This window comes from Streptomyces sp. NPDC054047 (genome assembly GCF_055585065.1).
Genome location: NZ_JBVJKV010000003.1, coordinates 285,153 through 296,697, shown reverse-complemented (window position 1 = coordinate 296,697; position 11,545 = coordinate 285,153). Strand labels below are relative to the sequence as shown.

The window sequence follows — 11,545 nt, the reverse complement described above, 5'->3', positions numbered from 1 at the left end:
TGACCCTTCGAGGATCCGGCGGCCGGGGGCGGCGCCCCAGGGGCTGGCCGGGTAGGGCCGGGGGCCGATCGGCCCTATGGGGGCGGGTCGGGCAGCGGCTCGCCGATTTCACCTTCCACCGCACCCGCCATCGCCCGCAGCACGTCCAGTGTCCTGGCGGCCTCGGCCTCGTCGACCTCGGTGATGGCGAACCCGACATGCACGATGACGTAGTCGCCGACCGTGGCCGTCGGCGTATAGGCGAGGCACACCTGGCGCCGTACGCCACCGAAGTCGACGGTGCCCATGCGGAGGCCGGTGTCGTCCCTGATCTCCAGGACCCTGCCGGGAATGCCCAGGCACATGGTGCTCACTCCTTCGCGAGTCGAGCGGCTGCGACGGCGGCCTGCCCGTAGCTGATGCCGCCGTCGCCCACCGGGACGGCACGGGACACCAGGACCCGCAGCCCTCGGGCGCGCAGCCCGCGCATGACCTCGGTGAGCAGACGGCGGTTGAGGAAGCAGCCTCCGGCAAGACACACGGTGCGCGGGGCGCCGTCATCGACGACGCGGGCGACGAGTTCGGCGGTCACGACGGCCAGGGTGAGGTGGAACGCCGCGGCGAGCGCGGGGACGCGCTCCCCGTCGCGCTGTCGGTCCAGGAGGTCCATGAGGGTCGGGCCCGGGTCGTAGACCAGTACCCCGTCCACCCGCACCAGTCTGTGGGCCAGCGGCAGGGCCTGGACCGTTCCGGCGGCGTCCTCCAGGGCCACGGCGGCCTCGCCCTCGTGGCTCACCGAGTCGGCAAGGCCGAGCAGGCTCGCCACGGCGTCGAAGAGACGTCCGGCGCTCGATGCGCGCGGGGAGTTGATGCCCCGGGCGATCATGGCGTGCACGACCGCGGTTTCCCCCGGGTCGAGACGGTCGGTGAACTGCTTGGTGAGCCAGGGGTACGGGTGGGGGCTGCCGAGGCGCTCCAGTCCCTTCAGGTAGCCGAGGGCCATCCGGTACGGGTGCCGGACCGCGGCCTCGCCGCCCGGCAGCGGGGCGGTCGCGAAGCGGCCCACGCGCCGGTATCCGGTCAGGTCGGCGACGAGGATCTCGCCTCCCCACAGCGTCCCGTCGTCGCCGAATCCCAGGCCGTCGTAGGCGACACCGACGAAGGGGGTCCGCAGGCCGTGCTCGGCGGCGCAGGCCGCCAGATGGGCGTGGTGGTGCTGGACGGGTATGCGGGGCAGCGGCCGGGCCCGTGCCCACTGGGTGGAGAGATAGCCGGGATGAAGGTCGTGCGCCACGACGCTCGGCCGGATGCCTGTGAGCCGGACGAAATCGTCGTACGCGTGCGTGAAGGCGTCCATCGTCGCCGCATCCGCCAGATCCCCGCCGTGCGGGGAGACATGTGCGCCGTGCCCGTCCGCGAGCGTGAACGTGTGCTTGAGCTGGGCGCCGGCTGCCACCAGGGGCGTGCGGGCGGCGACCTTCAGGGGCAGCGGCGTCGGAGCGAGGCCCCGCGCCCTGCGTACGGTGAACACGGAGCGGCCGACGGCCTGGACGACGGAGTCGTCGTAGCGGGCGCGGATCGGCCGGTCGTGGGCGAGGAATCCGTCGGCGACCGCGGCAAGCGCGCGAACGGCGTCGGCATCGTCCGTGGCGATGGGCTCGTCCGCGAGGTTGCCGCTGGTCACGACCAGCGGCCTGGCGAGCTCGCGGAGCAGGAGGTGGTGCAGCCCGGTGGTGGGCAGGAACAGGCCGATCCGTCCTGTGCCGGGGTGCACGGCGGGTGCGAGTCCCGGACCCCGCGCGGCGAGCAGCACCACGGGGCGCGCCGCCGACGAGAGTGCGGCCCGCTCGGTTCGCGAGAGCCGGGCCAGCTCTCCAGCGGCATTCAGGTCCTGGACCATGACCGCGAAGGGTTTGGCCGGGCGGTGTTTGCGCTCCCTCAGCGTCCGCACCGCGGCCTGGTCGGTGGCGTCGCACACCAGTTGATATCCGCCGAGTCCCTTCACCGCGACGATGCCCCCGCTCTCCACGGCCTTCACCGCGGCACGCAAGGCGGCCTCCCCCCTCGACTCCCCCCAGGAAAGCTGTGGCCCGCAGGCGGAGCATGCGAGGGGTTCGGCGTGGAACCGACGGTCGGTGGGGTCGCCGTACTCCGCCGCGCACTGGGCACACAGTGGGAAGCGCCGCATCGTGGTGCGGATCCGGTCGTACGGAAGGTCGTCGATGACGGTGGCACGCGGGCCGCAGTCGGTGCAGTTGATGAACGGGTAGCGGAACCTGCGGTCGGCCGGGTCCAGGAGCTCGCTCAGGCACGCGGTGCAGATCGCGGCGTCGGGCGGGATCTCCCGCGGTCCTTCGGGCGAGGCGCCGTCGGCAGCGCTGTGCCGGATGACGAAGCCGGACGCGGGCAGCGGGAGATACCCGCGCCCGGCGGTCACCCGCACCTGCCGCACCTCGGCCAGCGCGGGAGCATCGGAACGCAGCCGTGAGGTGAACTCCTGGACCCCGTACGCCGATCCGGCGACCTCACCGTGCACGTGGCCCCCGGTGTTGGCGGCCCAGCCGTCCAGCCCCAACCCGGTGGCGAGCCGGTGCACGAAGGGGCGGAAGCCGACCCCCTGCACGGTGCCGAACACCTCGAAGCGGAGTGCGCTGCGCTCCTGCATGGCCCTCCTTCAACGGCGCGCCGCGGCGTCGCGGTGCCGCACGATCTCGTCCTCGATGTCTTCGGCGAGCGGTGCCACAACGGCCTCGGTGCTCGGCGACAACCCGGTGCCCAGCGCGCTGTCCGCACCTTCCACCGCGTACACGACCAGGCGGCCCGGCAACCGGCCCAGGACACGGGCGAGTTCGACGGCCTCGCCGAGCCCGAGTCCGTGCGAGCTGGTCGTCCGTGGCCGGTCCAGTGCGTCCGCGTCGAGGACCAGGCGGTGCACGAGGCCGGGGTGGGCGGGGTGTGCGTGCGCGGCGTCCACCACCACCGCGAGGTCCGCTCCCTCCCACAGGCCGATCAGGCGGCCGGGGTCGCCGTCGCAGGTGGCGAGAACCGTGCCGGTGAGCAGGGGCCGGTCGGCGGCCCGCTCGCGGAGCCGGGCGATCACCTCCCAGCCCACGCCGTCGTCGCGCCGGAATTCGTTGCCGACGCCGATCACCGCGATGCGCGTCCGAGGGAACATCGGGGCCTCCTTCCGCCGGGCCACCCTGCCACTGTGCGGATGGCCTGACGGCCTCGGTAGGGGCCGAATGTCCCCAGCTGGGGCCGGTTCGCCCCTGCCGGGTCGGTCGAGGAGTCCCTCACAGAGGGGGCGTACATCCTGCGGGCCTAGCCGCCCTCCGGCGCCCACAGTGTCCCGGTACCGGAGAGTGCCGTGCACGGCAAGCACGACGGAACACGGACCGGTGAGCTTTGCCGGATCGGCCCACTCGCCATATCGCCCTGTCGTACGCTGCGGCGCCAGGCCAAATATGACAAATGTGGGGAGTCGTCGCGTGGCGGAACAGGGCGGTGCGGTCGAGCTGGCGGGGTTGCTGTCGGTCAAGGGCCGGGACGTGGCCGGGGAGTGGGTGCAGGAGGTCTCGGGGTCGCTGAAGGGCCGGGTGAGCATCGCCGAACTGAGCCGTGAGCTGGGCGAGTTGTACGAAGCTCTGGTGCAGGCGCTCAGCCAGGGCGCCGACGACGTGCACGAGGAACAGATGTCGGAGGTGCGCGCCCTCCTGACGGAGCTGTCCAGGAGCAGGGCACGGCAGGGTTTCTCGCCCACGGAGACGGCGGTGGGCGTCTTCGCGCTGAAGGAGGTCCTCGAACCCGTGCTCCAGGACGGGACCGCCGAGGAGATCCGTGCCTTCGGACGCCTCAGCCGCGTACTGGACAGCCTCGGCCTGTTCACGATCGAGACCTACACCCGGACCCGTGAGGAGCTCATCTCCGCCCAGGCCGAACAGCTGATGGAGCTGTCGACGCCCGTGGTGCGGCTGTGGGACGGCGTCATCGCCGTGCCCCTGGTGGGCACGCTGGACTCCGCGCGGACCCAGGTCGTCATGGAGAAGCTGCTCCAGGCGCTGGTGGACACCGGTTCCGAGCAGGCCATCATCGACATCACCGGCGTACCGGCGGTGGACACGCAGGTGGCTCAGCATCTGCTGAAGACCATCGTCGCGGCCCGCCTCATGGGTGCCGAATGCACCGTCTCGGGCATCCGCCCGCAGATCGCGCAGACGATCGTGGCGCTGGGCATCGAGTTCGAGGGCATCGTCACCAAGGCGAGCCTGGCGGACGCGCTCAAGCTGGCCCTGAAGAGGTCGGGCGTCGAGATGGTCGCCCGCAAGGCCGGGCAGCTGTGACCGACCGGGTACCGATCCTGCGGATCGGCGAGGTGTTGGTGGTGTCCATCCAGTTCGACCTGGAGGACCAGACGGTCCTGCTGTTGCAGGAGGACCTGGCCGAGCAGATCGTCAACCGCTCCGCTCAGGGCGTCATCATCGACATCACGGCGCTGGAGATCGTGGACTCCTTCGTCGGGCGCATGCTGGCGACGATCGCGGCCATCTCCCGCATGCTCGACGCCGAGACCGTGGTGGTCGGGATGCGGCCCGCCGTCGCCATCACGCTCGTCGAACTCGGGCTCTCGCTGGGCGGGGTGAGCACGGCTCTCGACCTCGAAAAGGGACTGGCGCGGCTGCGGCGCTCCACCTCCGCGGTCGAGGCGTGAGCGCGCCCTGGCTGCCCGGCGAGGCGCCGCAGGTCTACTCCATCACGCACAACAGGGACGTGGTGAGCATCAGGCAGACCATCCGCGCCCTGGCGCAGCGGTGCCGTCTCTCGCTCGTGGACCAGACAAAAATGATCACGGCGGCGAGCGAACTGGCGCGCAACACCCTCGTCTACGGGGGTGGCGGGGCCGTCAGGACAGGAGTCGTCGAGAGGGACGGCCGCCAGGGAGTCGCGGCGCTCTTCGAGGACGGTGGGCCCGGCATCGAGGACGTGGGTCTGGCGATGACGGACGGCTGGACCTCGGGCGCCGGCCTGGGCCTGGGACTCAGTGGCGCCCGCCGCCTCGTAGACGAGTTCGAACTCGTGACGGAAGTCGGCGTGGGCACCACGGTCACCATCATCAAGTGGGCCCGGTGAAGACCCGGACCATACTGGCCGGCAGGGACGTCAGCTGGTTCCGGGATGGTCCTTCCCTGTCGACCGCGGCGCGCGGAGCGGCGGCCGCGCTGGCCCGCAGAGTCGGTCTCGACGCTCAACGTGTCGCGGAAGTCGCCCTGGCCGTCACCGAGGCCGCCACCAACATCCAGCGACATGCCACGGACGGTGCGCTGCTCCTGCGCACCTTGCACACGAAGGACGACACCGCCGTCGAGTTCGTCACCGTCGACTCGGGACCCGGCATGGTCGACGTGTCCGCCTCGCTGGCCGACGGAGCCTCCAGCGCGGGCACACTCGGCATCGGGCTCGGAGCCGTGGCCAGGCTGGCCGACCACTTCGACGCGCACTCCGTGCCCGGCAAGGGGACGGTCATGGCGGCGCAGTTCTGGTCGCGCCAGGCGGACGACCAGGGAGTGACGGCGGCCCTGTCGGCCGGGCAGCAGTGCGTCTCCGGTGTGACACGGCCCATCAGCGGCGAGAGCACCTGTGGTGATGCCTGGAGTGCCCGGCTGGACTCAGCCACAGACGCAGACGCAGACGCAGACATCGGTGCCGGCACCGGCCCCGGTCATCCCGCCGTTCTCGTCCTCATGTGCGACGGCCTGGGGCACGGTCCGCTGGCGGCCCGCGCCAGTGCGGCGGCCGTTGAGGCGTTCCACGACACTCCGGCCACCGATCCGGAAGAGATCATGGAAGCGATCCACCGCGCCCTTCGGGGAACCCGGGGCGGCGCGGCGGCAGTTGCCAGGATCGAACCGGCGAGACGACGCGTGCGGTACTGCGGCATCGGCAACATCAGCGGCTTCCTCCTCGGTCACGACGCCCGCAAGACCCTGCTCTCGGTGCCCGGCATCGTCGGCGTGAACATGCGTCGCCTGCGGACCTTCGAGGAGCCGCTGCCCGAAGGGGGCGCCTTGGCCCTGCATTCCGACGGACTCACCGAGCGGTGGGACCACAGGGCGCTCCCCGGGCTTCTGCACCATTCGCCGCTCGTCGTGGCCGGGCAGTTGTTGCGTGAGGCCGGTGTACGCCGGGACGATGCCAGCGTGGTGGTGGTGAAGGGGATTTGGTGACCGACGAAGGACGGGACGGACGTGGCTGCTGACTCTCCCCGAAAGGTCCCCGGGGCCCGTGCCACCGGCGCGGGCCACGGTCTGCGCACGGCGAATTCCCTCGGACTCGTCTCGGCGCAGGACGTGTTCCGGCTCAGACGCGGCGCGCAGCGGGCCGCCGCCGCACTCGGCCTCGAACATCAGGACCAGGTCCGCCTTGCCACCGCGCTGAGCGAGTTGGGCCGTGACCGCCTCGGCTGCGGCGCGGGCACCGTCTCCTTCCGTGCCCACTCCGGCGAGCAGGCCACTCTCGTCGTGACGCTCGAATGGGGCCGCGGTCTGGAGCCGACGCCCGAGACCCTGCAACTGGTCTCCAGGCTCGTGGTGATCGAGTACGAGCCGCACGGGACGCGCGGCCGCGTCACCATCCTCCAGCCGCTGCCGGCGAACCGCCTCACGGTCACCGAAATGGATGAGCGCCTGGCCCAGTCCCTGGGCCAGGCCGGTCCGATCACGGAGGCCGATTTCCTCCGGGCCCAGACGCGAGACCTGATCGCGACGCTGGAGGAGACGCGAGCCCAGCAGGTGGAACTGATCCGGCTCAACCAGGAGCTCGAGGAGACCAACCGGGGTGTGCTCGCCCTCTATTCGGAGCTCACCAAGGAACTGGAGACCACCAACATCGGTGTGCTCGCCCTGCATTCGGAACTGGACGAGAAGTCCCGGCAGATCCGCGAGGCCAGCGAGGCCAAGACGCGGTTCTGGACCAACATCAGCCACGAACTGCGCGCACCGATCAATTCCGTCGTCGCCCTGGCCCGCCTGTTGCTTGACCCCCGTTCGGAGCCGCTGTCACCCGAGCAACGCCGGCAGATCGCGTTGATCGAGGCGTCGGGGCAGACCGTCCTGTCGCTGGTCAGCGATCTTCTGGACGTCGTCAAGGCCGAATCGGGTCTGCTCGAGGTCCACCACGCCCCGGTCGACCTGCGGCTGCTCGTGACCCAGCTGAGCGCCACGTTCGAGGGCACCTACGGAGCCAAGGGTGTCCCCCTCGTCACCCCGGACCTGAAGGATCTCCCCACGGTGATCACGGACGAGAAACTCCTCACCCACGTCCTGCGCAACCTGATGTCCAACGCCTGCAAGTTCACCGACGAGGGCGAGGTGCGGCTGGATGTCGGCATGAGCGGCGACCGGTCGTCGCCGTCGCTGCGCGTCACCATCACCGATACGGGGGTCGGCATCCCGGCCGCCGAACTCGGCCGTGTCTTCGAGGAGTTCTACCAGGTCCGAGGCCCCCACCAGAGCGGCCATGCGGGGACGGGGCTCGGACTGCCCTACGCCCGCACCCTCACCGAACTCCTCGGGGGCACACTCAGACTCACCAGCACGCTCGGGGTCGGCACCCGTGTGGAAGTGGCCGTCCCGGTGCACGGACCGGACGACGGCAACGAGGAGACCGGCGGAGGCGCCCTGTGACCGACAGCTCTCAGGACGGCGCACCCGCCACCATCCTGGTCATCGAGGACAGTGAGACCAACCTGTACCTCCTCACCAGCTGGCTGGAGCGTGCGGGACACATCGTGATCGGCGCGCGGAACGCGGGCGAGGGTCTCAAGCATCTCGCCACGGCAGGCGGCCCCTTGCCGGAGGTCGCCATCGTGGACGTACGTCTGCCGGACATGAGCGGCTTCGAGCTGAGCGAGAAGATCAAGGGCAGCGCCCGTACGGCCGCGCTGCCCGTCATCCACATCTCCGCGTCGGCCGTCAGCGCGGAGGATCACGCCGAAGGACTTCAGCGCGGCGCGGACGCCTACCTCAACCAGCCCCTCGACCCCGGCGAGTTGCTCGCCACGGTCACGGCCACGCTGCGCTACGCCAGGGCGCGGCGCCGGGCGGAGCAACTCGCGCAGCGGCTCCTCACCCTCAACCAGGCGACCATGTCCGTCTACAGCGCCATCGGCTTCCACTCGTTCGCCTCCGCGGCCACCGGTGGCGCCGCCCGGCTGCTGTCGTCCCCGGCCAGCGCGGTCTTCCTGTCGCCGGAGGGGCAGGCGGTCCACAGCACGAGCGACGGGCCGGCCACCCCGACCCGGACGTACGCGGCACGGCCGGACGTACTCGACCGGCTGCTCCAGCAGAGCCTGGGCGACGGGACCGGCGCGACGGTCGCCCGGATCTCACGGGGGCAGTGGCAGGCGCTGCTGAGCGCCGATCACCTCGGCGGGAACATCGCCATGGCGGTGGCGCGGACCAAGCGCGGGCGCCCCCCTGTCTGCCTCGCCGTCCCCTCCGACGTGCTCACCGGAACGGATGACGAACATCTGCTCCAACAGCTGGCCCATGCCTGCGCGCTGGCGCTGGAAGCGCTGAGGACCTACAACGAGGAACACACCCTCGCCCTCGCCCTGCAGCGCTCGTTCCTGCCGAGCGACCTTCCCACCGTCGACGGCATCGACCTGGCCTTCCGCTATCTGCCCGCCTCGGAGAACGCGGAGATCGGCGGCGATTTCTACGAGGCGATCCCCACCGCCGGCGGCCTGTTGCTGGCCATAGGGGATGTGCTCGGCCACTCGCTCAGCGCGGCCACCGTGATGGGCGAGCTGCGCCACGCGCTGCGCGCCTACGCCATCGAAGGACACCCGCCGCAGCAGGTCCTCGGCCACCTCGAAACCCTCCTGGCCCACTCACAGCCGACCGTGACGGCCACCCTCTGCTTGGCCCTCGTCGAGCCCGGGGGGCGGCGTCTCCAGGTCGCCAACGCCGGTCACATCCCCCCGCTCGTCATCAGCCCGGAAGGCCGCGCGCGCTTCCACACTCCGCACGGACCGATTCTGGGACTGCGTGCGCCCCACCCGGCCCCGACGGTCCTGTCCACCCCGCCGGGCACCCGGCTGCTCCTGGTCACCGACGGCCTGGTCGAGGTCCGCAACACCTCGCTGAACGCCACGCTCGACGCCTTCATGGAGGCGGTCACGGCCGGCCCGGCCGGGCTGCAGGACCTCAGCGACCATCTCCTGGAGACGTTCGGAAGGGGCAAGGACGACGACATCGCGTTGCTCGCCGCGGATCTGCTCGGATCATGAACGGCCGGGCCGGCCGGGGGTGGCAGGACGGGTCACCCGTCGAGGGCTTCGCCGAGCGTGGGGCAGATGTCGATGAGGGTGCCGATGCCGACGATCTCCAGGGTGCGGGTCACGGACTCGGCGGGGCCCGCAAGACGCAGCCAGCCGCCCGCCTCGGTGAGCGCCCGGTGGCCGGCGATGAAGATGTTGATGCCGCTGGAGTCTATGAAGGTGACCCGTCGCAGATCGACGACGACGCGGGCACCGGGCACGTCGACGGCTTCGAGCGCTTGCTGTACGTGGGTACTGGTGTCCAGGTCGATCTCACCGGCGAGCGTCAGAACCGTCACGTCGTCGAGCGGCGTGGACACGACTGAGAACTGATCAGTCCGCTGGGCTCGTTCGCTGCTAGCCATTCGTTCCTCAGCCATGCTGATGATGCTTCCACATCCGGCGCCCCGTGTGACGCGTCGGCGGTAACGTACACACGATGCCGTGTAAGTCGGCAAGGACGTACGGAAAGGCGCATCGGGCCGACATCGCGGACACGGAATGCCGGCACGATCGGGAACGGGTACATGGGGCGAGTGATCTGCGAACCAGGCCGTGCGTGACGACGGCGAGGCGCCGGACGAACCGGCCGCGTGGAACACGGCGGCCGCGAAGGCCGCGGAGTTCACCTTCGAGCTGGACGGGACCGGCGGGTGCATCGCCCAGGCGCGGCGTCTGGCCGCCGACTTCCTCGCCCGGACGCAGGCCGATCGCGGGCTTCCCCTGCCCCGGCGCGCCACGGATCTGACGCAGCTGGTCGTCAGCGAGTTGGTGACCAACGCCCTCAAGTACGCGCCCGGCCCCGTCCTGGTGAACCTGCGGGTCACGGCCGGGTCGGTCGAGGTGGTGGTCTGGGACTCCGGGCCTGTCCTGCCCAGGGCCCGCGCCGCCGACTCGGGCCGGGTGGGCCAGCACGGTCTGGAGATCGTGATGGCCGTGGCCCAGCGTTTCGAGGCCCGGCAGGAGCCGGTCGGCAAGAGCATCACCGTCAGCATCGCGCTGCTGGACGAACTGGGCAGCACCCGGCCCTCGTGACACGGCGTCAGCGGCGCACGCGTGGCATTCCGAGGCCGATCCAGGAGATGATCTCGCGCTGGATCTCGTTGTTGCCGCCGCCGAAGGTGAAGATGACCGCGCTGCGGTAGCCGCGTTCCAGTTCGCCGTGCAGGACCGCGCCCGCCGAGCCCTCCTTGAGTGAGCCGGCCGAGCCGACCACTTCCATGAGCCAGGCGTACGCGTCCCTGCGCGCCTCGGAGCCGTAGACCTTCACGGCGGAGGCGTCCTGCGGGGTGAGCGTGCCCTCCTGGACGGCGTTGACCATCTGCCAGTTGAGGAGTTTCATCGCGTCCAGCTTGGTGTGCGTCCTGGCCAGGCGCTGGCGGACCCAGCCGAGGTCGATGACGCGGCGGCCGTCGGCGAGCTTGGTGTCGGCGGCCCAGCGCTGCACGTTGTGGAAGGCACGGATGGCCATGGTGCCGTGCGCGGCGAGGGTGACGCGTTCGTGGTTGAGCTGGTTGGTGATGAGCCGCCAGCCCTTGTTCTCCTCGCCCACGCGGCGCGAGGCCGGGACGCGGATGTTCTCGTAGTAGCTGGCCGTGGTGTCGTGCGAGGCGAGGGTGTTGATGATGGTGCAGGAGTAGCCCGGGTCGCTCGTCGGCACGAGGAGCATGGTGATGCCCTTGTGGGGCGGGGCGTCCGGGTCGGTGCGGACGGCGAGCCAGACCCAGTCGGCGGTGTCGCCGTTGGTTGTCCAGATCTTCTGGCCGTTGACCGTGTAGTGGCCGGTGGCCTCGTCGCCCTCCCTGACCGCCTTCGTCTTGAGCGCCGCGAGGTCGGTGCCCGCGTCCGGCTCGCTGTAGCCGATCGCGAAGTCGAGTTCGCCGGAGAGGATCTTCGGCAGGAAGTACGCCTTCTGCTCGTCGGTGCCGAACTGCATCAGGGTCGGCCCGACGGTGTTCAGTGCCATCAGCGGCAGCGGGACACCGGCCTGTGCGGCCTCGTCGAAGAAGATGAACTGCTCCATCGGCGAGAGCCCGCGCCCGCCGTACTCCTTGGGCCAGCCGACGCCGAGCCAGCCGTCGGCGCCGAGCCTGCGGATGGTCTCCCGGTAAAACCGCTTCTGCTCGGCGGGGTCGCCGTAGCGCGCGTAGGCGTTGTCGGGGACCAGCTCGGCGAAGTACGTGCGCAGCTCGGTGCGCAACTGCCGCTGCTCAGGCGTGTATTCGAGGTGCACGGCCCCTCCTGCTTTCG

12 protein-coding genes are annotated in these 11,545 nt (G+C 70.8%); 7 read left to right on the top strand and 5 right to left on the bottom strand.

Annotated features, from left to right (window positions below; translation table 11 throughout):
• Window positions 1-74: 74 nt before the first annotated feature.
• The 3 genes from ACZ6ZP_RS13095 to ACZ6ZP_RS13085 are packed head-to-tail and all read right to left on the bottom strand — an operon-like array spanning window position 75 to window position 3,154.
• The gene (locus tag ACZ6ZP_RS13095) at window positions 75-344 is read right to left on the bottom strand and encodes a HypC/HybG/HupF family hydrogenase formation chaperone (protein ID WP_383816486.1); all 270 of its coding nucleotides are present in this window, start codon (window positions 342-344) and stop codon (window positions 75-77) included.
• A 5-nt stretch (window positions 345-349) separates the two neighbouring features.
• On the bottom strand, window positions 350-2,644 hold the full coding sequence (gene hypF, locus ACZ6ZP_RS13090; protein WP_399971422.1) for a carbamoyltransferase HypF: 2,295 nt from the start codon (window positions 2,642-2,644) through the stop codon (window positions 350-352).
• Between the two features lie 9 nt (window positions 2,645-2,653).
• Window positions 2,654-3,154, bottom strand: coding sequence for a hydrogenase maturation protease (locus ACZ6ZP_RS13085; protein ID WP_399971420.1), 501 nt, complete (start codon window positions 3,152-3,154; stop codon window positions 2,654-2,656).
• Between the two features lie 313 nt (window positions 3,155-3,467).
• On the opposite strand from ACZ6ZP_RS13085, the gene ACZ6ZP_RS13080 reads away from it, so the two are divergent.
• The 6 genes from ACZ6ZP_RS13080 to ACZ6ZP_RS13055 all read left to right on the top strand — a co-directional run bounded on the left by ACZ6ZP_RS13080 (window position 3,468) and on the right by ACZ6ZP_RS13055 (window position 9,265).
• Window positions 3,468-4,319: an STAS domain-containing protein gene (locus ACZ6ZP_RS13080; RefSeq protein ID WP_469406753.1), complete on the top strand. Its 852-nt coding sequence runs from the start codon at window positions 3,468-3,470 to the stop codon at window positions 4,317-4,319.
• Window positions 4,316-4,687: an STAS domain-containing protein gene (locus ACZ6ZP_RS13075; protein ID WP_351157238.1), complete on the top strand. Its 372-nt coding sequence runs from the start codon at window positions 4,316-4,318 to the stop codon at window positions 4,685-4,687. The genes ACZ6ZP_RS13080 and ACZ6ZP_RS13075 overlap by 4 nt, the downstream gene beginning before the upstream one ends.
• A complete protein-coding gene (locus ACZ6ZP_RS13070; protein ID WP_351157241.1) occupies window positions 4,684-5,106 on the top strand; it encodes an ATP-binding protein in 423 nt (140 codons plus the stop codon). Before ACZ6ZP_RS13075 ends, ACZ6ZP_RS13070 begins: the two co-directional genes overlap by 4 nt.
• A complete protein-coding gene (locus ACZ6ZP_RS13065) occupies window positions 5,094-6,200 on the top strand; it encodes an anti-sigma regulatory factor (protein WP_469406751.1) in 1,107 nt (368 codons plus the stop codon). Before ACZ6ZP_RS13070 ends, ACZ6ZP_RS13065 begins: the two co-directional genes overlap by 13 nt.
• Window positions 6,201-6,281: 81 nt before the next feature.
• A complete protein-coding gene (locus ACZ6ZP_RS13060) occupies window positions 6,282-7,658 on the top strand; it encodes a sensor histidine kinase (protein WP_469407246.1) in 1,377 nt (458 codons plus the stop codon).
• The gene (locus tag ACZ6ZP_RS13055) at window positions 7,655-9,265 is read left to right on the top strand and encodes a SpoIIE family protein phosphatase (RefSeq protein WP_469406750.1); all 1,611 of its coding nucleotides are present in this window, start codon (window positions 7,655-7,657) and stop codon (window positions 9,263-9,265) included. The genes ACZ6ZP_RS13060 and ACZ6ZP_RS13055 overlap by 4 nt, the downstream gene beginning before the upstream one ends.
• A 32-nt stretch (window positions 9,266-9,297) precedes the next feature.
• Here ACZ6ZP_RS13055 and ACZ6ZP_RS13050 read toward each other — a convergent pair whose 3' ends face one another.
• A complete protein-coding gene (locus ACZ6ZP_RS13050) occupies window positions 9,298-9,615 on the bottom strand; it encodes an STAS domain-containing protein (RefSeq protein WP_351157247.1) in 318 nt (105 codons plus the stop codon).
• A gap of 235 nt (window positions 9,616-9,850) precedes the next feature.
• Here ACZ6ZP_RS13050 and ACZ6ZP_RS13045 point away from each other — a divergent pair, with 235 nt between their 5' ends.
• Window positions 9,851-10,330 carry an ATP-binding protein gene (locus ACZ6ZP_RS13045; RefSeq protein WP_399971412.1) on the top strand — a complete coding sequence of 160 codons (480 nt, stop codon included), beginning with the start codon at window positions 9,851-9,853 and terminating at the stop codon, window positions 10,328-10,330.
• A gap of 7 nt (window positions 10,331-10,337) precedes the next feature.
• Here ACZ6ZP_RS13045 and ACZ6ZP_RS13040 read toward each other — a convergent pair whose 3' ends face one another.
• A complete protein-coding gene (locus ACZ6ZP_RS13040; RefSeq protein WP_351157249.1) occupies window positions 10,338-11,528 on the bottom strand; it encodes an acyl-CoA dehydrogenase family protein in 1,191 nt (396 codons plus the stop codon).
• Window positions 11,529-11,545: the final 17 nt, after the last annotated feature.